A 20,163-nucleotide genomic window follows, 5' to 3' on the forward strand; every position below is an offset into this window, starting at 1 on the left:
AGTCGCGCCCATGATCGAACTGCCGAAATCGCTCCGCATCGCGCTCGGCGCCGCCGGCTACGGAATCAGCGACCGCCGCCTGGCTCCGGCCGTGGCGGGCACGGTGATCCTGGTGACCGGAGCGTCGTCGGGCGTCGGCCGTGCCACCGCGCGCCGCCTCGCCGCCCAGGGCGCCACGGTGCTGGCCGTCGCCCGGCGCGCGGCGCTGCTCGAGGAGCTGCGCGCGGAGGTATCCGACTGTCCCGGAACGATTCACCCCTACCCCGCCGATCTCTCGGACACCGACGCCTGCGCCGCGCTCATCGCCCGGTTGCTGGCCGAGCACGGGCACATCGATGTCTTCGTGAACAACGCGGGCAAGTCGATTCACCGCTGGCTCGCCGAATCCGAGGACCGCTGGGACAATTTCGACGACACCGCGCGGATCAACTACCTGGGCCCGGTGCGCCTGGTGCTGAGTCTGATGCCCGCGATGCGCGCACGCCGGCGCGGGCACATCGTCAACATCAGCACCGCGGGCGTGCACACCCCGGCTGTGGGCTGGACGGCCTACATCGCGAGCAAGTCGGCGTTCAACTCCTGGATGCGCGGGGCCGCACCGGAATTGCGCGCCAACGGGATCACCAGCACGGCGGTGCATCTGCCCCTGGTGCGCTCGGACATGCTCGGCCCGTTCCGGGTCTACCGCTACACCCCGAGCATGTCCACCGAGGAGGCCGCGAGCCTGGTGTGCCGGGCGATCGTGGACAGGCCCCTGGCAATCCGGCCGTGGTGGGAGCGGGCGGGCACGCCGCTGCTGTACGCCATGGACAGCTCGCATCTGGCCCAGCGAACGCTGACGCTGTACGCCCGCACGGGCAGCCGGCGCAACCGCCCGACCGACTGGGCCGGTGCGCTCGAGCGAGTGGAACGAGTGGCGACGCTGCTGGACGACGCGGTCACCGTCGCGGGATTCGTCCCGGCCTCGGGAGTCCTGAACCTGGTGCCGCCCAGCCGCATCGGGCACGTGGCGCTGGCACTGCGCGGGGGCGCCGGACCGGCGACGCTGCCGGCCGCCTTCGCCGCGCGGTTCCCCGATCGCGCCGCGGTGATCGACGACGACGGCGCACTGACCGCCGCGGAACTGGATCGTCAGGTCCGGCGGCTGGCCGCGGCCCTGCGCGCCCGCTGGAACATCCGGCGCGGGCATCGCGTTGCGGTGCTGTGCCGCAATCACCGCGGATTCGTGATCGCCGCCTTCGCCGCGACCCGGCTCTCCGCCGATCTGGTGCCGTTGAACCATGGATTCGCCGGACCTCGGATTGGTGAGGTGCTGGCCCGTGAACACGTGGATCTGCTGCTGTACGACGCCGAATTCGACGCCGAGATAGCGAAATCCGGGTTCGGGGGGCACCGGGTGGTGGTGCGCGGCACGGCGGGCGGACTGCCGACGGTGGCCGAGCTGGTCGCCGAAGGCGGTGCGCCCGTGCGTGAACCGGCCCGCGGCGGCTCCCTGGTGCTGCTCACCGGCGGCACCACCGGCGTGCCCAAGGGCGCGCCCCGGCGGCTGGGCCCACGCTCGATCCTGGCCCCGGTGACGGCCCTGCATCCGCGCATGGTGCTCGCGCTGGCGGACCTGGCCGAACTCCAACCGATTCCACGCCTGGGCGGTCCCATCCTCATCGCGCCGCCGCTGCACCACACCTACGGGTTCGGCGCGCTGCTGGCGGCCCTGCTGCTGGGTTCCACGGCGGTGGTGCACGACCGCTTCGACGCCGAACAGCTGCTGGCCGATGTGGAACGGCACAGCGCGCGCATCGTTTGCGTCGTCCCGACCATGCTGAAGCGGGTGATGGATCTGCCACCGGAGGTGCGCGCGGACTACAACACCGAGAGCCTCCAGATGGTGTCCTGCGGTGCGGCGCCGCTGCCGCCGTGGCTGGCCGGGCAATTCATGGACGAGTTCGGCGACGTGCTCTTCAACGGCTACGCCTCCACCGAGGCCGGCGCCGGGACGGTGGCCACCCCCGCGGATCTGCGCGCCGCGCCGGGCACGGTCGGCAAGCCGCCCACCGGGATCGTCGACATCCGGATCGTCGACGAGCTCGACCGCGAGGTGCCCGCCGGGGTCACCGGCCGGGTACTGAACAAGAACCCCACCGTCTTCCGCGGCTACAGCGACGGCAGGTCCAAGCCCATGGTCGGAAAGTATCTGGACACGGGCGATCTGGGGCACCTCGACGCTCGGGGCAGGCTGTTCATCGACGGCCGCTCGGACGACATGATCCTGTCCGGCGGGGAGAACGTCTTCCCGCAGGAGGTCGAGGAGGCGCTGCTGGCGCACGCGGGCGTCGCCGACGCGGGCGCGGTCGGGGTGCCCGACGACGAATTCGGGCAGCGACTGCTGGCCGTGGTGGTTCGCAAGAACGGCGCACAGGTCACCGCGGCGCAACTGAAACAGCACGTCAAATCCACGCTGGCCGGCTACAAGGTGCCACGCGAGATCGTGTTCGTGCCCGAACTCCCCCGCACCACCGCCGGAAAACTGCGCCGGCGTCAACTCTCGGAAGTCGCTTCCGAATCTCGAAACACGAGGTCACGCTCATGAACACCACCGGTTCCCCGCTCACCCCCACCTACGAGGTGATCATCATCGGCGCCGGTCTCGGCGGCATTGGCGCCGGCGTCGCCCTGCGCCGGGCCGGGGTCGAGAACTTCCTGATCATCGACAAGTGGCCGAAGGTCGGCGGCACGTGGCTGGCCAACACCTATCCCGGTGTGGCCGTGGACATTCCGTCACCGATCTACAACTTCTCGTTCCAGCAGCGATCGCAGTGGTCGCGATTGTTCGCCCCGGGCAGCGAATTGCAGCGCTACGCCGAGGAAGTCGTGGACGCGCAGGGGCTGCGGAACAAGCTGCGCCTGGGCGCGGGCGCCACGAAGAGCGTCTTCGACGAGATCGACCACCTGTGGCGGGTCACCCTCGAGGACGGCTCGGTCCTCACCGCCCGCTTCGTCATCGGAGCCGTGGGCGGGCTGGAACAGCCGAGCACGCCCGACATCCCCGGCATCGAGGAGTACACGGGCAAGCTCATGCACAGTTCGCGCTGGGACCACGACTACGACCCGGGCGGCAAACGGGTGGCCGTGATCGGCACCGGAGCCAGTGCGCTGCAACTGATTCCCGAACTCGCCGAGTCGGTATCGCGGCTGACTGTCTACCAGCGCCGGGCGATCTGGATCGCGCCCAAACCCGATTTCGCCATGGGCCCGGTCCTGAACGCGGTGCTGAACTTCCCGCCGGTGCAGAAGACGGTGCGCGCGGTGGGCAACGTGGGCGTGAACGCCGGACTGGGCGCGGGGCTGGCCGTCTCGAACTATCCGCGGGTGACCGGGGCCGGGCTGACCATCGGCGAAACCGCGCTCAGGGCCTACCTTTTCGCGCAGGTGCGCGATCCCGAGCTGCGCCGCAAGCTCACCCCCGACTACCGGCTGGGCTGCAAACGGCCATCGGTCTCCAACAGCTACTTCCGCGCCTTCACCCGCCCGCACGTGGACCTGGTGACCACGGGTATCGAGCGGTTCACCCCCACCGGCATCGTCACCGCCGACGGGACGGCCCGGGACGCCGACATGGTGGTGCTGGCCACCGGCTTCAAGGTCATGGAGAAGGGCTACACGCCGCCCTATCCGATCTACGGTCGCGGCGGGATCGAACTGGGCGACTTCTGGGACGCCCATCGTTTCCAGGCGTACCAGGGGGTTTCGGTACCGAGGTTCCCCAACGCCTTCCTGATCGTCGGGCCCTACGCCTACGCACCGGGCAGCTACATCCCGCTCATCGAGGCGACCTCGGCGCACGCGGCCCGGGTCATCGGCGAGGCGCGCCGGCGCGGGGCCACCTGCGTGGAGGTCCGCCAGGAGCCGCACGACCGCTACTTCGAGCGCATGGACCGGCGCGCCAAGCGCACCCACCTGTTCTCCCAGGGCTGCGCGAGTTCGAATACGTACTACATCAACTATCAGGGCGACGGAGCGGCGTTCAGGCCCTCGACTCAGCTCGAAATGTATTGGGAGAATCGTCATTTCCCGCTGGATGACTACCGGTTCGGCACCGTGTCGCCGGTGCGGACCGGCGCGAACGGGTCGGGAGCCACGATTCCCGCACCCGTTCGCTGACCCGGGGAACCGGATCACCCGGCGGCGCTCAGGAAGCGGCTTCCCGAGCGTCGCCCAGTCCCGGCACCCACTTCTCGGCGAGGGTGATGAACGGGCCCTGTGCGTCGAGCTGGGCGCAGATGCCCACCACGCCGCCGAGCACCCGGCCCAGCATGGCGTATTCGGGCCGATCATCGGGGGCGCGCACGGCCCGCGCGTTCACCAGGGAGATGTTCTCCGGGGCCAGGGCCCGGGCGGTTTCCTCCTGCAACATGCTGCGGGACAGGTGAATACTGCCGCCCTCGATCCGGTCCAGCAGCGGTTCGATGCGATTGCGCAGCGGGCCCATCTCGATGGGCGCGCCCGGTTTGACGAAGCCCTCCTCGCGCAGCACCGCCTCGAGCGCGTCGTAGTCCCGAGCCAGAGCGGCCCGGGCCACCCGACCCACCGCGCGCGGAATGCCGTGCGGAATCTCGGTGCACGCGCCGAAATCGATGATCCCGAGCGTATTGTCCGGGCGCAGTTGGAAGTTGCCGGGATGCGGGTCGCTGTGCAGCAGTCCGACCCGCGACGGCGAGCACAAGGCGAACTCGGCCAGCAGCAGGCCCGCCCGATCACGGTCCGCGCGTTCGCCCGCGGCGATGATGCGGGACAGCGGCGTGCCGGTCATCCACTCCGAGACGAGGACCTTGGGCGCGGCGGCCACCACGCGCGGCACGAAGAACTGTGGGTCACCGGCGAATTCGCGGGCGAAGCGGCGCTGGTAGGTGGCCTCGATCCGGTAGTCGAGCTCGTCCTCGGTGCGCTCCAGGAATTCCTCGATCAGCTGGCGGGCGTTGGTTCCGGCCAGCAGGGTGGTGAACGCGCCCGAGACCATGTGCAGCATTTCCAGATCGGCGCGCAGTGATTGTTCGGCCTCGGGATACTGCACCTTCACCGCGACCTCGCGGCCGTCGTGCCAGACGGCCCGATGCACCTGGCCGATGCTGGCCGCGGCGATGGGCTCGTCCTCGAAGTGCGCGAAGCGTTTACGCCATCCCGTCCCGAGCTGCAGATCCAGCATGCGATGGGTGTGCGCCACCGGCATGGGCGGCGCTTCCTGCTGCAACCGGGTCAGCGCTTCGCGGAACGGATCGGCGAAACGCGGTGGCACCCCGGCCTCGGCCACGCTGAGCGCCTGGCCCAGTTTCATGGCCCCGCCCTTGAGTTCGCCCAGCACCGCGAAGACCTGGGTGGCCGCGTTGTCGAGCATGTCGTCGGTGATGCCGCCGCGTTCCGCCCCGGCGAACAGCCCCCGCCCGGTGGCCGCGACGCGCTGCGCCATCAGGGTGGCGGGAATGCTCGCCACCTTGGCCATCCGGGTGAAGCCTTTTCTTCTGAGTCCGGCCACGTTGCCGATCCTTCCTGCCGCGCAGCGCCGCACAACCCCACGACACTGTCTCAGACAGTGTAGGCCAGAGTGTGCCGGTGCGTGATCCCGCGCTGGTCACGACTATCCCGATGCCCACCACGCACCCGACAGATACCCCGTGGAGGCCGACTAGGACGCTGCCGGGTCGAGGCATTCGCGCGCGGCGGCGAACTCGGGTTCGGGCCGGGTGCGCCGCGCCGTCGCGTCGAGTTCGGCCCGGGCGTTCGCCCGCGGCCCGCGGGCGCGGTACTCCTGCGGCGGCACGCCCTGCCAGCGGCGGAACGCGCGGATGAACGAGGCCGCCTCCGCGTATCCCAGGCGCGCGGCCACCTGTTCGGTGGTCATGTCGGTGTGATCGAGCAGCTGTTCGGACAGCAGCTGGCGCACCTCGTCCAGCAGTGCGCGGAACGAGGTGCCCTCCTCGTTGAGCCGGCGCGAGAGGGTGCGCGAGCTCATGAACAGTTCGGTCGCGACGGCGGCCTGATCGGGCACCTCGCCCGGATCGCGAACCAGCAGATCGCGAACCGCCCCCGCCACCCCGCCCCGGGCCTGGCGACGCGCGAGCAGCGCGCGGCACAGGTTCTCGCATGTGCTGCGCGCCCATTCGGTGGCCTGCGGCAGCGGCGCGTCCAGGTACGCGCTGTCGAAGACGATCTCGTCCACGGCCGCGCCGAAGACCGGCTGGATGCCGAACACGGCGAGGTACCGGCTGATGTCGGCGGGTGCGGTCCGCCGGAAAGCGATGCGGCGCGCGAGCACGTCGGTGGCGAACAATTCGCGGCCGATCATCTGCATGCCGGTCATCGCCCGTTCGGCCAGGAAGGGCCGGACGTCCTCGGGCACTCCCTGATCATCGAGTACCAACCGGGCCTCGCCACCGGATTCGGAGAAGCGCAACCGCCCGAAGGCGAAGGTGTGCCCGACGTACCGCACCGCCACCCCGACCGCTTCGCGCGGCGTCCGGCTGCTCAGCAGCGCCAGCCCCCACGACCCCGAGAGCGACATCGCGTTGCGACTCCCGGCCGCCACCCCGAGCCCGGGCTCGCCGCCGCAGCGGCCGAGCAGATTCCGCACCACGGTGAGCTCGTCGCGAGCGGTGATCTCCCGGTCCGGGTCCTGCACCGCCTCGAGCGACAGACTCGTTCCCGCCAGCACCGCGGCCGCGGGCACGCCGCGCTCCTGCGCGAGCTGCGTCATGACGAGTACACCGGTGGTACCGCGCAATAGATCCCAGTCGAACATCTACCTGTAGTCCCCATCGACTCACACCGACACCTGCCCGGAGCGTCGGCGAAATCCCTCGAGTCACCGCGGCCGGTGTGGCCCAACTTACACAAAAGGTGTTTCATGCTGTCACATGAACCCCCTCTTTGACTCAGACAGTTGTCCAGTTCATCGGGTTCACGAGGTTTGCCCGGTAAGCTCATGAGAGCGTGGGCGTTACGGCGGTGAACGATGAATTCCGGTCGGCGGCAATCGGTCCGAAGGCATGCGAAGCAAATACGCATTCACTGCAATTCGGGCATCACGTGCAATGTAGACATTCATGCCATTGCGACCGAATCGGCCGGTCGCACCTGATCTCCGACCCGCAACGACACTGCGCGACACGCCAATTCGTCACGTAACAGCGGCCGCCGGAGCGCGATGGATTTCGCATCCGGTTCGGCTGGATCGGTGATTTACGTGAGGGATCCGCCTGATGAGTTCACCTGTGCTGCTGCTGGTGCCCGTTCTCGTCGTGCCGGCCTTCGGGGTGGGAGTGTGGCTCGGAATCCGCTCGACCCTCGCGGAGCCGCCGCCCGCGCCCCGGCGCCCGGACATCGCATCGATCCACCGGTCACCCAGCGCGCGACCGTGGCCGGACCGGGCCCCGCCGCGGCCGCACGGGTCCTGGTGGCATCAGACCCGCGCCCGCTAGCGTGGGCGGCATGAGCGCGAACAACACCCGCACCGTCGTCGTCACGGGCGCATCGTCGGGAATCGGCAGGGCGACCGCGGCGGCGTTCGCGGCGGCGGGGTACAGGGTGATCGGCACCGGCCGCACCCCGGACAAGATCGCCGACTCCGATCGGGTGCCGGGGGTGGACTACCGCGCGCTCGACCTCACCGACGCCGCGTCCATCGCCGAGTTCACCGCCGGACTGGGCGCGGTGGACATCCTGGTCAACAATGCCGGCGAGAGCCAGGCCGGGCCGCTGGCCGAACTGCCGGGCGACGCCATCGAACGACTCTTCCAGCTCAACGTCTTCGGCGCGGTCGCCCTCACCCAGGCCCTGCTGCCCGGGATGCGCGAACGAGGTTACGGCCGAGTGATCATGGTCGGCTCGATGCTCGGCAGCTTCCCCATGCCCTATCGCTCGTCCTACGTGGCGACCAAGGCCGCACTGCGCGGCTTCGCGACCTCCGCGCGTTTCGAGGAGTCACCCTTCGGCGTGTGGATCACCACCGTCGAACCGGGCCAGATCGACACCGGTCTGCGCGAGCGCCGCACCAAATACCTGAACGAGGGGTCCGCGCACACCGCCGACTTCACCCGGTTCATGGCCAAGCTCGACGAGAAGCAGGCCTCGGGCATCGCACCCGAACAGGTGGCGCGCACGATCGTGCGGGCGGCGCAGGCGGATCGGCCGCACCAGCTCTACGCGGTCGGCAGCAACGCACCGCTCATGTTCGCGGTGCGCCGGGTGCTGCCGCGCGGGGTCATGGAACGCCTGATCGCCGCGGCGCACGGCCTGCGGCGCTGACCACCCGCTAGGTGAGTTCGAGGTCGCGCCCGATGATTTCGCGCATGATCTCCGAGGTGCCGCCGTACACCCGGGTGACCCGGGCGTCGGCGGCGGCGCGGGCGATGGGGTACTCGCGCATGTAGCCGTTGCCGCCGAACAGCTGCTGGCAGCGGTCGATACAGCGGAACTCCATTTCCGAGGCCCACAGTTTGGCCTTGGCGGCGTCGGCCGGGGTGAGCCGCCCGGCATCGAGTTCGAGCACGCATTTGTCGATGAACGCCTCGGACACCGCGACCTCGGTCGCCACGTCGGCCAGGGTGAACCTGGTGTTCTGGAAACCGCCGATGGTCTGCCCGAACGCCGTGCGCGCGCCGACGTAGTCGATGGCCAGCCGCAGGCAGGTGCGAGCCCGGGCCAGACAGGCCACCGCGATCTGCATGCGCTCCTGAGGCAGATTGCGCATGAGGTATTCGAAGCCGCGCCCGGGCTCGCCGAGCACGTTGGTCTTGGGCACGACAACGTCGGTGAAGTGCAATTCGGCGGTGTCCTGCGAGTGCAGGCCGAGTTTGTCGAGATTGCGGCCGCGCTCGAAACCCGCCATGCCGCGTTCGAGCACCAGCAGGGTCAGCCCGCGATGCCGTTCGGGCGACGTACGGACGGCGGTGATCACCAGATCGCCGTTGATGCCGTTGGTGATGAAGGTCTTGGACCCGTTCACGACGAAGTGATCGCCCCGATCGACCGCGGCGGTGCGGATGCCCGCGACATCGGATCCGGCGCCGGGCTCGGTCATGGCGATCGCGCCGATGAGCGTGCCCGCCACGAATCCGGGCAGCCAGCGTTCGCGTTGCTCGGGCGTGGTGAGCCCGGCCAGGTAGGGGGTGCAGATGTCGTTGTGCAGCGCGAAATTGAGGCCGACCCCCGCGCAATCGCCCGCCATGAACTCCTCGATGAGGATCTGGTTGAACCGGAAGTCGGCCGTGCCGAGGCCGCCGTACTCGCGCGGAACCGCGAAGCCGAGCAGGCCGAGTTCGCCCGCGCGCGCGAAGATTTCGCGCGGGACCAGGCCCGCGTCCTCCCATTCGAGGTAGTGCGGCGCGAGCTGTTTGCGCACGAAGCCGCGCGCCAGTTCGGCGAATGCCAGGTGATCGTCGTCATAGTGCCCGCGTTCCATGCCCTCCATCGTCGGGGGCGTCGTCGCTGCTCCGCCAGACAATCGCGGCCACAGTACGATGGCGGACGGGGATTTCACCGAGATCCCTTGCGGCAGAAGTGTTGCGCTCGCGGTTGCAGACCCGATGATCTTGGTGAACAATCGGCGATCATTCTGGACCGCCCGGGGGCGGGCAGAGCTTAACTGTGGGAGCAAGATGGCGGCTCGAATGAGCTTTTGTTTTCTGGTGGAAGAGCAGTACCGCCGGGACGGCATGCCGCGCAGCGTGATTCGACAGTTGCAGGCGTGGGGCCACCGGGTGGACGTCATTCGCCCCGGCGGGGAACTGCTCGAACTCGATGATCTGCTCGATCGCGGCGACCACGACGCCTGGGTGCTCAAGACCGTGTCCGGCGGCCCGGGCCTGGGCCTGCTCGAGGCCGCGGCCGCCGCCGGGCTGACCACGGTGAACGACGCCCGCTCCATTCGCGGCGTGCGCGACAAGGTGCACGCGGCCGCGCTCGCGGCCCGCACCGGGCTGCCGGTACCGTCCGCCTGGGCCGCGGCCCGGCCACTGGATCTCGCCCGAATCCCCGCCGCCCGTTACCCGTTGGTGGTCAAGCCGGCCGACGGCAGTTCGGGTCGCGATGTGCGCCTGATCGAGCGACCCGAACAGCTCACCACCCTCGGACCGGCCGAGGGCATGCTCATCGCCCAGCCGTACGTCCCCAATTCCGGTGTGGATCTGAAGGTGTACTGCGTGAACGGCAGGCTTTACGGCACCGAGCGCACCTCACCGCTCACCGGCGCCCCCGGCCTGCCGGACCGGCCGGTGGCCCTGGACGCCGAGATCACATCGATCGCGATTCGGGTCGGGGAGGTGTTCGGCCTCGATCTGTACGGGGTGGACGTCGTGTACGGTCCCGACGGTCCGATGGTGGTGGACATCAACGACTTTCCCAGTTTCCGCGAGGTGCCCGACGCGGTCGCCGGGGTGGCCCGCGCGATCATCGACCTCTCGCGCGCCGGTTCGCGCCTGCGCCTGATCACCACGCCGGACCCCGCCGAGCCGCTGGCGGTGGGCACGCACGCATGAGAGTCGGCCTGATCACCGCCAAGCCGGATCATCCGCTGCTGTCCCGCACCGCGGCCCTGCTCATCGAGCGCGGCCACGACATCGAACAACTGCCGCCCACGGCGCTGTCGCCGGCCGACCCGGCCGATGTCTACCTGCTCAAGGCCCGCACGCCCGCGGCCATCGCGCTGGCCCGCACCCTGGAACTGCGCGGTATCCCGGTGCTCAATTCCGCCGCGGCCACCGAATTCTGCCAGGACCGAACGCAGATGGCGCTGCGGGCGGATCAGGCCCATCTGCCCTTCGCCGGCACCGTCGCGCTGACCGCGCTGTCCTGCTTCGACGGTCACCTCGACACCCCCTTGGTCATCAAGAGCAGGCACAGCCGCCGCGACGACCTGGTCACCCGGGTGAGCACGCCGCGGGAACTGAGCGAGCTGATACCGCGCTGGGCGGGCGAACCGGTGATCATTCAGGACTACGTGCCCGGCACCGGCTGGGATCACAAGCTCTGGGTGGTGGGTGACCGGGTCTTCGCGGCGCTGCGGGCCTCCGAATTCGGTTCCGGCGCGGGACAACCCGATATCCCGCAGCCGCAACCGCATCCCTGGGCGGAGCTGGCGCGCAGTGTGGGCAAGGTCTTCGGACTGCAGATCTACGGCGTGGACGTGCTCGAGGTGGACGGCGAGCCGCTCATCATCGACGTCAACGCCTTCCCCGGCATGCGTTCGGTCCCCGGACCACCCGAAGCCCTGGCCGAGCTCGTCGAAACGCACTCGCCCTGAACCGAACCCCCTACCGGGTGCGGTACAGCGGGGGCAGGTAGCGATCGGGCCGGGACGCCGCCAGCAGTGCGCGCAGTCGCGCACCGCTGACCGGATCCATCGCGTAGGCGAGTTCGGCCACCCGCCGCAGAGTCAGGTAGTCCACCCCGGCGCGAGCGGCGCGGTCCGAGTACTGGTCGATGGTGCGCAGCGCGTCATCGTGCGCGTAATAGGCGGCGCTGGTGGATACTTCGGCCAGGCGCTGGCGCTCGTAGTCGATCTCGGAGCTGCCGCGGTGCATCCGGATGACCCGCTCCACCGCGTCCAGATCCTCGGTGCCGACCAGGTGCGCGGCCAGGCTCGCCGCCAGCACGCGGTTCGCGTCGAACTCGTAGGCGACGGTCGCGGCGTCGGTCAGCACCACCATGCCGTCGCCCTGGCGGGTCTCGACCCGCCCGCGTATCCCCGCGGCCGCCGCGGCCAGCAGCCCGTTCGCCTCGGACGGGTGCCACACGAACAGCTCACGCACGCAGTCGAAATCGCCCGCGGCGAAGGTGAATACCGATTCCGCGCCGAGCACGGCGAGACGCCCCGCCAGCTCCTTGCCGCTCAATTCTCCGTCCAGCCCCACCCCGGCCACCAGCAGCCGCACCGGCAGCCCGGACCGCACGCTCGCCGCCAGCGCCAGGGAATCCGCGAGCGGGGTCCGCAGTCCCCGCTCACCGCCGGTGGCCAGGATGTCCCCGCCCACGTCGACCACGATCACCTCATCGGCGGCCAACTCCTTTGCCGCCGCGGTGATCTGGGTGCTGAGGCCGGCCGCGCCGCGTACCGGGTCCAGCAGCAGCACTCGCTCGCGGACCACCGCGGCCACCGCGGGCAGCGTCGGGCGCGCCCCGCTGCGCAGGCGCGAACCCCCGAGAATCTCGTAGACCCCCGGCGCAGGTTCGACGCCGCCGACGAAGTCCGCCCGGGTCCGGGGTCCGGGCGCTGGGTCGAGCATCAGGCGATCCCACGAATAGCTCAGCACCGCAGCGACATCCACGCCGAGGCGGTGGCCCGCGACCACCGCGGATATCACGTCTCCCCCGCCGCCCGCGGCGACCACCAAAGCCCGCACCATGGTTTGAACCCCCCTGCCCCTCTGTCGATCAGGTCGTGAACCAACCGGTCAGCGGCCCGATGCTACCCGCCGTACGCCGCCGGGCCGCGGCAGAAACGCAGGGCCGGGCGGCATGTGGAAACCCGACCCCGGGGTGCACGACCGACCGCCCCGCCCCGAGCGCGGGCTCGGAGCGGGGCGGCGGGTGATTCCGATCGTGGCCCGCCGGCGTCAGCCGTCCACGGTCAGCACCGTCCCGGCCGCGACGGTCCGGCTGCCCTCGCGGACGGCGAAACCGAGGCCGGGCTCGAGCGGAACGGGCCGGCCCAGGGTCACCGTCACCTCGACGGTGTCGCCGGGCACGGCCCGGCCCTCGGGCAGCACCACATCCCCGACCACGTCACCGGTGCGCAGGTAGAACTGCGGCCGGTAACCGGTCACGATGGGCGTGCGCCGCCCGCCCTGGGCCGCGGTGAGCAGGTGCACGCGGGCGGTGAACACGGTGTGCACCGCGATGCTGCCCACGGCCGCGACCACCTGACCGCGCTGGACCTGACCGCGCTGCACGCCGCGCAGCAGCAGCGCGACGTTGTCGCCCGCCTCCGCCGATTCCATGGTGCGACCGAAGGTTTCGACCCCGGTCACGATGGATTCGAGGCCGTCGCCGTAGCCGAGCACCGCGACGCGGTCGCCCATGCGGACCCGTCCGCGCTCGACCGCGCCGGTCACGACGGTGCCGCGCCCGGTGATGGTGAGCACGTTCTCCACCGGCATCAGGAACGGCGCGTCGGTGTAGCGCACCGGCAGCGGTATGTACTCGTCCACCGCCTCGAGCAACCGCAGCAGCGCGGCCGACCACCCGGGGTCGCCGTCGAGCGCGCGCAGACCCGATACCGGCACCACCGGCGTCCGGTCACCGTCGTAACCCTGCGCGGACAACAGCTCCCGCACCTCGAGCTCGACCAGCTCCAGCAGTTCGCCGTCCCCGGCGTCGGCCTTGTTGAGCGCGACCACGATGTGCTCGACCCCGACCTGCCGGGCCAGCAGCACGTGCTCGGCGGTCTGCGGCATGATGCCGTCCAGCGCCGACACCACCAGGATCGCCCCATCCAGCTGGGCGGCCCCGGTGATCATGTTCTTCACGAAGTCGGCGTGCCCGGGCATGTCCACGTGCGCGTAATGCCGAGTGGCCGTTTCGTATTCGACGTGCGAGATGTTGATGGTGATGCCGCGCTCGATTTCCTCCGGGGCCCGGTCGATGCGATCGAACGGGACGTAGGAGCCACCGCCCTGCTCGGCGAGGACCTTGGTGATGGCGGCGGTCAGGGTGGTCTTGCCGTGATCGACGTGACCCATGGTGCCGATGTTCAGATGCGGCTTGGTGCGGACGTAGGCCTGCTTGACCATGATGATTCCCTCTCGGGGAGTGCGTGTTTCGCGCTCGGGAGCGCACGGACCTCAGCGACGGGCCGACCTTCCCCGTCTGAGGTCCGGGACATCCCGGAGAAGGTCAGCGTCGTGCGCCGTCGAATGCGGAGATCACCTGGGCAGCGACCATCGCGCCCGCGACTGCGGGCTGGAATGCGATGGTGAGCGCGAACATGGATAGCAGGGTGCCCCACGAACAGGGCCGCGCGCCAGCGAATTTCGCTGACGCGCGACCGGTCGTCGGGAGAATCAGCCGGCGAGCACGTCCTGCATGCCGGGCGCGAGCACCGCGCTGAGCTCGGACCACGGGACGGTGATGTCGACGACGCCCATGGCCGAAGGGCCCACCGAGCCCTGCTCGAAGTAGATGCGCATGCCGTCCGGGGTCGCGGTCCAGACCTGGAAGTTCTCCGAACTCGCGCTCGCGCCGCGGGGGTCGAAGGCGTCCCCGGCCCGGGTCTTCGGGCCCAGTTCTGCGGCCTGTGCGGCGAGCACGTCGAGTCCGGCCCGACTGTCGGTGAACAGATCGCCCAGCCCGATCGCCTCCCCGGTCCGGAGGTCGGTGACGTGGCTGGCGAGCATGGACCACGGATGCGCTCCGCCGCCGTCGAAGCTCACCCACAGCAGGCCGCTGACCGCGCGCCCGCCGATGTGCTCCACGACGCTGCGCCCGTTCGGATCGGCGATGCTCACCGCGGGATCCTCGTCGCCGACCTGGTGACCGGAGACGAACCCCCGCAGGAGCTCCCGCATGCTCGCGTTGAATTCCGCTGCCGCGGCCCCGGTTCCGGGCTCGAGCTGCGGCACTCGCACGTCGTAGCTCACCCGGCCCTCGGATCCGTTGACCCGGACGCTCGAGGCCGTGAGCTTGCTGCTGCCCGGCCGCGTGGTCACGGTCGTGGTGGCCGTCGTCGCCGAGGTCGTGGCCGTCGTCCCGGGACCCGTGGTCACCGGCACGGTGGTCGTGCCGTCCTCGCAGGCCGTCAGGCTCAGTGCCAGCGCCGCGATACCGGCGACGGTGGCGGTCCGAATCCGCATGGAACCCTCCCATTGTCAGGAGCATCGCCACCCGGCGGTGCTGTTCCTCCAGGGTCCGGCCCCGGACTTGGCGCCGGCCAACGAACGACCAATCACGCCCGCGCGCACCGGTTGCGAACGGCCTACCCGGCCCGGCCCACGTACTCCAGCCAGCGAGGTGCGATCTCCGGGCGGATCCCCATCTCACGCAGCAGTTCCAGGGTCTCGGTCCAGCTCAGCCCGGCCCGGCGGCACGCCCGCCACGCCGCCCGGGTGCGGTCCCCGAGATCGTCGAGGTCCCCGGCCACCAGCCAGTCCCGCACCCAGCGCCGATGCGGCAGCAGGGTCGCGATCACCTGCCACAGCGGCACCCCCAGATCCGGGCTGGACAGCTCGTGCTCGGGGTGCCAGCGCCGCAACTCCGCGGTGGTGGCGATGGCGCCGAACCGCTGTTCCAGGGCGAGCAGATGACCCAGGAAGGGGCGACCGGAGCGCTCGTCGGTGTACAGCCAGTGCCGCATCCGCTGTTCGAGATGGATATGCAGGCGGTGGATCCGCTCGCGGGTGACGCCGAAGTCCAGGGCGAGCCGGCCGGTGCCGGGCGGCTCGGCGTCGAAGATGAGCCCGGCCGCCACGGCCCGGCGGCGCGCGTCCCAGTCACGGGTCAACTCGCCGAAGGTGGCCAGCGGCGCGGCCAGCGGCGCGGGTGCGGGCAGGATGGCGTCATCCGCGGCGGCGGTGAGCCGGGTGACGCGCCGCGGCGCCGGCCCGATCACGCCCGGGTCGCGCCGGAAATCGCCGAACCGCGGATCGCGACCGAAGCTGTGGCACCGAGACACTCGCCCTCCCCCGAGACAATGACGGACCCGTGGCCGGACCGATATTCCATGATGGGAGGCCCCGATCAATGGGGAATAGTCGCCGGATCAATGGGGCTACCGCACCTCTACACTCTCGAACGGGGAGGTCGGTTTGCTGAAGTTCTCGGTGCTGGGTGAGGTTCGTGCGTGGCGCGCGGACACGCCCCTGGATCTCGGCCCGCCGCAGCGGCGTGCCGTGCTCGCGGCGTTGCTGTTGCGCGCGGGCAAGGCCGTCACGGCCGCGGATCTGGTCGAGGGCATCTGGGGCGCCGATCCCGTACCGCGCGCGGTTCCCGCGCTGCGCACCCACGTCGCCAAACTGCGCCGCGAACTCGAACCCGAGCGAGCCGCACGAAGCCCCGCCGCCCTGCTGGTCTCGATCGGCGACGGCTACGCCCTGCGGATACCACCGGGCGGCACCGACATCGACGAGGTCGAGGCGCTGCTCGCCCGGGCCGCGCGCCTGCGCGAGGACGATCCGGCCGCGGCCCGCGACACCCTGGTCGCCGCGCTCGCGCACTGGCGGGGCCCGGCCCTGAGCGGACTGCCCGGCCCCTTCGCCGAACGCCAGCGCGCCAGGCTCGAACAGTGGCGGCTCAGCATCATCGAAGATCGCCTGGCCCTGGACATCGCGACCGGCCGCAGCGCCGACGCGGTCGCCGAACTCGGCCCGCTCATCGAGGAATTCCCCCTGCGCGAACGCTTTCGCGCGCTGCTGATGACCGCCCTCTACCACTGCGAACGCCAGGCCGACGCGCTCGAGGAGTACGCCCGGGCCCGGCAGGCGCTGGTGGAGGGCATCGGCGTGGAGCCGGGCCCGGAACTGAGCGCGGTGCACGCGCACATCCTGCGCGCGGAACTGCCGCCGGTGGCGCGGCCCGCGCCGCTGCGCTCCCCCGCCCAACTGCCGCCCGACATCGCCGATTTCACCGGCCGGTCCCGGCTCACCGCCGAGATCGCCGAGCAGTTGGTCAGCGACGGCAGTGCCGTGGTCATCTCCGCGGTCGGCGGTATGGGCGGGGTCGGCAAGACCACCCTCGCGCTGCATGTGGCCCATCGGGTGCGCGATCGATTCCCCGACGGCCAGCTGTATGTCAATCTGCGCGGCGTCGACGACGAGCCCACCGCGCCCGGCGACGCCCTGGGCGGGTTCCTGCGCGCGCTCGGCGGCCCGGAGGGCGCGATACCCTCCGGGGTCGAGGATCGCGCCGCTCAGCTGCGAACCATGCTGTCCGACAAGCGAGTTCTGCTCGTGCTCGACAATGCCCGGGACAGCGCGCAGGTGCGGCACCTGCTGCCGGGCACCCCGGGCACCGCGGTTCTGATCACCAGCCGCTCGACGCTCACCGAACTGCCCGCGGTCCGCCGTACCCGGCTGGACGTGCTCGAACCCGGCGAGGCGCTGACCCTGCTGACGCGGATCCTGGGCGCGGAACGCGTACGCGCGGAACAGGACGCGGCCCGCGCGGTCATCGAGCAGTGCGCGTGCCTGCCGCTCGCGGTGCGCATCGTCGGGGCACGGCTGGCGGTGCGACCGCGGTGGACCATCGCCGATCTGGCTGCCCGGCTGGCCGACGAGAGCCAGCGCCTGGATGTCCTGCGAACCGGGGATCTCACCGTCGAGGCCGCCTTCCGGCTCGGCTACGCGGGTCTGAATCCCGAACAGGCCGGGGCGTTTCGCGCGCTCGCCCGGGCCGACGTGCCCGACTTCCCGGTGGCGGGCGCGGCGGCGGTGCTGGGACTGAGCGTCACCCGCGCCGAGTACATCTGCGAATCGCTCGTGGACCTGAGCCTGCTGGAGACCACCGCGCCCGGCCGCTACCGCTATCACGATCTGCTGCGCCTGTTCGCGCGCCGCCAGCCCGGCGCCGAGGAGAACGCGGTGCTCGCGGGCCTGCTGGATCACTATCTGGCCAGCGCCAAGAACCTGCTCGGCGCGATCGACTACAGCAATATCTCCGGCCTGCTGGTGCCGACCGTCGCGCCCGGGCACCGGTTCACCAACGGCTCGGATGGCCAGTCCTGGAACGACATCGAACGCCCGGTGGTCATCGCGCTGCTGCGCCAGGCCGCGCGCCTGGGCGGTCCGGTGGTCGCGGTGGCGGCCGATCTGGCGTGGATCACCGCCGAGACCATCGACGCGGGCACCCGGGCCCGTGAACTCGCCGAGGCGTTGAAAGCCCTGCTGCACACCGCCGTTCGCGATGAGTGCCACGGTTCGGTACGCCGCCTGCGGGTGTCGCTCGGCGCACTGCTGCAGGTGGGGCTGGGCGAGGTCGAGGCGAGCAGGCAGTACCTGTGCGACATTCCGCCGCCCGTCGACGACGCGGGACGCCGGCTGCAGGTGCTCACCGAGCTGCTGCTCGGCATCGCCGACCGCAGGCTGGGCAACACCGCGGACTCGCACCGGCGTTTCCTCGAGGCCATGGCGCTGACCCGGCTGCTCGGCGACCGATCCATGGAGGCGTGGATCCTGGCGCTGTCGTTGCGCACCCTGTGCGAGTCGGGCCGGTACGAGGAGACGATCGCGGTCGCGGATCGGGCCATCGCGCTCGCCCGCGACTCGGCGAACGATCTCGCACTCTGCTGGGCCACACACGAATTGGCAGCTACCTATTCGCTGCGCGACGATCACGAGCGGGCGCTCGAGCTCGGCGAGCAGGCGGTGCGCATGGCCCAGTGCAACGGCGTCCGCCTCTGGGAGGGCTGGGCGCGCACCCGGCTGGCCCAGATCCTGCTCCGGGCGGGGCGCACCTGCGCGGCCGAGACCGAGGCGGACCACGCGCTGGATCGCCTCGCCATCGCGGCCGATCCGCTGGACCGCGCCCGGGCCCTGGTCCTGCGCGCCGCCGCGCTCACCGCGCGCGGCGCGACCCGCGAAGCCGACCTGGACGCCGGCGAGGCCGCCGCCGTCTTCCGCCGGGCGGGCCTGCCGCCACCCACCCTGAGCACGCTGTTCAACCCCGCCGCCGCCGTGCCGATCGCATAATAGAGAACGTTTATTCCTTATTTATCGGCGCCTGACAGGCTGTGTCCCGGACGCCACCATCGGTGATGGGCAGATCCCCGGACCCGGCGTCCCGACGGTCATGTCCGCGTATGTGCGAGGGGTACGTACGCGTGTCATGCCGCTCTCGCGCCGCCCGGGCGCACCCGCACCGGCCCCGCCACCCCCGTTGTGACCGCGTTCCTGCGCCGGATCACACCGGGGTGATTTAAGATTGCCCGCAGTTTCGCCAAGAGTTTGCTGTGCACCGAACCTGTTGTCCGTGATCGGCGATGAAGGCGGGCCCGTGGGCATTTTGCGTGATCACAAGACCTTGCTGTCCAACGTCGCCCTGGTGAGCATCATGCTCCTGGGCGGGGCGTATCTGGCCTTCGGGGTGGCGCGGGTGCGACCGCCGGGCGATACCTTCGCCGTCACAGTGCATTTGGATAAGTCGGGCGGACTGCAGTCCGGCAACGACGTGACCTGGCGCGGCTACCGGGTCGGCAAGATCCGGCAGATCCAGCTCGTGGACGGTGGCGCGGAAGTGGCCGCGGTCGCGGAGATCGACCGGCGGTACGACATTCCCGCCGACACCGCCGTCTACGTGGGCGGGCTGTCGGGGGCGGGCGAGCAGTACCTGGACTTCCGGCCGAATACCGATGCCGCGCCGTACCTGTCGAACGGCACGGTGATCCGCTTCGATCCCGAGCGCATCACCACCCCCGTGCCCATCTGGTCGGCGCTGGACAACACCAGCGCCCTGCTGGCGCAGATCGACCCGAACAAACTGACGGTGATCCTCAACGAACTCGACGTCGCGCTCAGCGGCGGACCCGAACAGCTCCGGCACCTCGTGGAGGGCATCAGCCTGGCCACCACCGGACTGGACAACCTGCTGCCGCAGACGACCAGCCTCATCGAGAATCTGCGCGTGATCGCGGACACCTCGAGCCACGCGCAACCGGATCTGGGCACGCTGACCCGTAATTCGCGCGTCCTGGTCGATCAGGCCAACGGCGCCAACGCCGAACTGCGACAGCTGCTCGCGGACGCGCCCGGTCAGCTCGCCATCGCCGAGGCCACCCTGACCCGCAACGAGGAACCCATCGAGCAGCTGGCGCATACGCTCAGCGCCATCGTCACCAGCGCGCTGCTGCGCACCCCCGCGCTGCGGGCGCTGTTCCCGGGGCTGGTGGTCGGCACCTCCGCCATGGGAGTTCCGGCGCACGACAACGAGTTCCACACCATCCTCGATGCCTGGCCGCGGCCGTGGTGCGACTACACCGCCAGGACGACCCCCCTGCAGCAGGCGACCGACGGCACGTTCCCGAGCTGGAACTACTGCGTGAATCCGCCGCCGGAACAGCAGATTCGGGGTTCGGGGAATGCGCCCCGTCCCGATATCCCGAACAACGGCGCGCAAATGCCGACCGGGGCCGACCCGAACGAACGCACGCCACTGCCGGTGCGCTGACGATCTCCGCGTGTCGGCTCGCGG

General features: G+C 70.5%; 15 protein-coding genes. 8 read left to right on the forward strand and 7 right to left on the reverse strand.

Annotation, left to right across the window (positions count from 1 at the left end):
* Positions 1-10 precede the first annotated feature (10 nt).
* Both ACFVBH_RS22395 and ACFVBH_RS22400 read left to right on the forward strand, forming a co-directional pair.
* Positions 11-2,587: an SDR family NAD(P)-dependent oxidoreductase gene (locus tag ACFVBH_RS22395; RefSeq protein WP_379004023.1), complete on the forward strand. Its 2,577-nt coding sequence runs from the start codon at positions 11-13 to the stop codon at positions 2,585-2,587.
* Positions 2,584-4,158, forward strand: coding sequence for a flavin-containing monooxygenase (locus tag ACFVBH_RS22400; protein WP_379004025.1), 1,575 nt, complete (start codon positions 2,584-2,586; stop codon positions 4,156-4,158). The genes ACFVBH_RS22395 and ACFVBH_RS22400 overlap by 4 nt, the downstream gene beginning before the upstream one ends.
* Before the next feature lie 28 nt (positions 4,159-4,186).
* Here ACFVBH_RS22400 and ACFVBH_RS22405 read toward each other — a convergent pair whose 3' ends face one another.
* Both ACFVBH_RS22405 and ACFVBH_RS22410 read right to left on the reverse strand, forming a co-directional pair.
* Positions 4,187-5,527, reverse strand: a complete 1,341-nt coding sequence (locus tag ACFVBH_RS22405) for an ABC1 kinase family protein (protein ID WP_379004027.1) — start codon at positions 5,525-5,527, stop codon at positions 4,187-4,189.
* Positions 5,528-5,677: 150 nt separating this feature from the next.
* Positions 5,678-6,790: an AraC family transcriptional regulator gene (locus ACFVBH_RS22410; protein ID WP_379004029.1), complete on the reverse strand. Its 1,113-nt coding sequence runs from the start codon at positions 6,788-6,790 to the stop codon at positions 5,678-5,680.
* A gap of 460 nt (positions 6,791-7,250) precedes the next feature.
* Between ACFVBH_RS22410 and ACFVBH_RS22415 the strand changes: the two genes are divergently transcribed.
* Both ACFVBH_RS22415 and ACFVBH_RS22420 read left to right on the forward strand, forming a co-directional pair.
* The gene (locus ACFVBH_RS22415; protein ID WP_379004031.1) at positions 7,251-7,469 is read left to right on the forward strand and encodes a hypothetical protein; all 219 of its coding nucleotides are present in this window, start codon (positions 7,251-7,253) and stop codon (positions 7,467-7,469) included.
* 10 nt (positions 7,470-7,479) lie between these two features.
* On the forward strand, positions 7,480-8,295 hold the full coding sequence (locus tag ACFVBH_RS22420) for an SDR family oxidoreductase (RefSeq protein WP_379004033.1): 816 nt from the start codon (positions 7,480-7,482) through the stop codon (positions 8,293-8,295).
* Between the two features lie 7 nt (positions 8,296-8,302).
* Here the strand turns inward: ACFVBH_RS22420 and ACFVBH_RS22425 are convergent, their stop codons facing one another.
* On the reverse strand, positions 8,303-9,451 hold the full coding sequence (locus tag ACFVBH_RS22425; RefSeq protein ID WP_354989714.1) for an acyl-CoA dehydrogenase family protein: 1,149 nt from the start codon (positions 9,449-9,451) through the stop codon (positions 8,303-8,305).
* Between the two features lie 208 nt (positions 9,452-9,659).
* Between ACFVBH_RS22425 and ACFVBH_RS22430 the strand changes: the two genes are divergently transcribed.
* Both ACFVBH_RS22430 and ACFVBH_RS22435 read left to right on the forward strand, forming a co-directional pair.
* Positions 9,660-10,526, forward strand: coding sequence for a RimK family alpha-L-glutamate ligase (locus ACFVBH_RS22430; RefSeq protein WP_379004035.1), 867 nt, complete (start codon positions 9,660-9,662; stop codon positions 10,524-10,526).
* On the forward strand, positions 10,523-11,290 hold the full coding sequence (locus ACFVBH_RS22435; protein WP_354989707.1) for a hypothetical protein: 768 nt from the start codon (positions 10,523-10,525) through the stop codon (positions 11,288-11,290). The genes ACFVBH_RS22430 and ACFVBH_RS22435 overlap by 4 nt, the downstream gene beginning before the upstream one ends.
* A 10-nt stretch (positions 11,291-11,300) precedes the next feature.
* Here the strand turns inward: ACFVBH_RS22435 and ACFVBH_RS22440 are convergent, their stop codons facing one another.
* The 4 genes from ACFVBH_RS22440 to ACFVBH_RS22455 all read right to left on the reverse strand — a co-directional run bounded on the left by ACFVBH_RS22440 (position 11,301) and on the right by ACFVBH_RS22455 (position 15,655).
* Positions 11,301-12,392 carry a DUF1152 domain-containing protein gene (locus ACFVBH_RS22440; RefSeq protein ID WP_379004037.1) on the reverse strand — a complete coding sequence of 364 codons (1,092 nt, stop codon included), beginning with the start codon at positions 12,390-12,392 and terminating at the stop codon, positions 11,301-11,303.
* Between the two features lie 210 nt (positions 12,393-12,602).
* On the reverse strand, positions 12,603-13,778 hold the full coding sequence (tuf, locus tag ACFVBH_RS22445) for an elongation factor Tu (protein ID WP_379004041.1): 1,176 nt from the start codon (positions 13,776-13,778) through the stop codon (positions 12,603-12,605).
* 270 nt (positions 13,779-14,048) lie between these two features.
* Positions 14,049-14,837, reverse strand: a complete 789-nt coding sequence (locus ACFVBH_RS22450) for an RsiV family protein (RefSeq protein WP_379004044.1) — start codon at positions 14,835-14,837, stop codon at positions 14,049-14,051.
* Between the two features lie 122 nt (positions 14,838-14,959).
* Complete coding sequence (locus ACFVBH_RS22455) at positions 14,960-15,655, reverse strand: hypothetical protein (protein WP_379004046.1); 696 nt, start codon at positions 15,653-15,655, stop codon at positions 14,960-14,962.
* Between the two features lie 133 nt (positions 15,656-15,788).
* Here ACFVBH_RS22455 and ACFVBH_RS22460 point away from each other — a divergent pair, with 133 nt between their 5' ends.
* Together ACFVBH_RS22460 and ACFVBH_RS22465 are read left to right on the forward strand one after the other, a co-directional pair.
* The gene (locus tag ACFVBH_RS22460) at positions 15,789-18,665 is read left to right on the forward strand and encodes a BTAD domain-containing putative transcriptional regulator (protein WP_379004048.1); all 2,877 of its coding nucleotides are present in this window, start codon (positions 15,789-15,791) and stop codon (positions 18,663-18,665) included.
* Between the two features lie 304 nt (positions 18,666-18,969).
* Entirely contained in the window at positions 18,970-20,139 is a 1,170-nt protein-coding gene (locus ACFVBH_RS22465) for an MlaD family protein (RefSeq protein WP_354991815.1), read from the forward strand.
* The last annotated feature ends 24 nt before the right edge of the window (positions 20,140-20,163 follow it).

The sequence above is a fragment of the Nocardia sp. NPDC057668 genome (genome assembly GCF_042799795.1).
Lineage (GTDB): Bacteria > Actinomycetota > Actinomycetes > Mycobacteriales > Mycobacteriaceae > Nocardia.

What these genes read in the sequence shown, in the direction of transcription:
- ACFVBH_RS22395 (WP_379004023.1), top strand. Translation starts at nt 11, where the DNA reads ATGATCGAACTGCCGAAATCGCTCCGCATCGCGCTCGGCGCCGCCGGC.
- ACFVBH_RS22400 (WP_379004025.1), top strand. Translation starts at nt 2,584, where the DNA reads ATGAACACCACCGGTTCCCCGCTCACCCCCACCTACGAGGTGATCATC.
- ACFVBH_RS22410 (WP_379004029.1), bottom strand. Translation starts at nt 6,790, where the DNA reads ATGTTCGACTGGGATCTATTGCGCGGTACCACCGGTGTACTCGTCATG.
- ACFVBH_RS22415 (WP_379004031.1), top strand. Translation starts at nt 7,251, where the DNA reads ATGAGTTCACCTGTGCTGCTGCTGGTGCCCGTTCTCGTCGTGCCGGCC.
- ACFVBH_RS22420 (WP_379004033.1), top strand. Translation starts at nt 7,480, where the DNA reads ATGAGCGCGAACAACACCCGCACCGTCGTCGTCACGGGCGCATCGTCG.
- ACFVBH_RS22425 (WP_354989714.1), bottom strand. Translation starts at nt 9,451, where the DNA reads ATGGAACGCGGGCACTATGACGACGATCACCTGGCATTCGCCGAACTG.
- ACFVBH_RS22430 (WP_379004035.1), top strand. Translation starts at nt 9,660, where the DNA reads ATGAGCTTTTGTTTTCTGGTGGAAGAGCAGTACCGCCGGGACGGCATG.
- ACFVBH_RS22435 (WP_354989707.1), top strand. Translation starts at nt 10,523, where the DNA reads ATGAGAGTCGGCCTGATCACCGCCAAGCCGGATCATCCGCTGCTGTCC.
- ACFVBH_RS22440 (WP_379004037.1), bottom strand. Translation starts at nt 12,392, where the DNA reads ATGGTGCGGGCTTTGGTGGTCGCCGCGGGCGGCGGGGGAGACGTGATA.
- tuf (WP_379004041.1), bottom strand. Translation starts at nt 13,778, where the DNA reads ATGGTCAAGCAGGCCTACGTCCGCACCAAGCCGCATCTGAACATCGGC.
- ACFVBH_RS22450 (WP_379004044.1), bottom strand. Translation starts at nt 14,837, where the DNA reads ATGCGGATTCGGACCGCCACCGTCGCCGGTATCGCGGCGCTGGCACTG.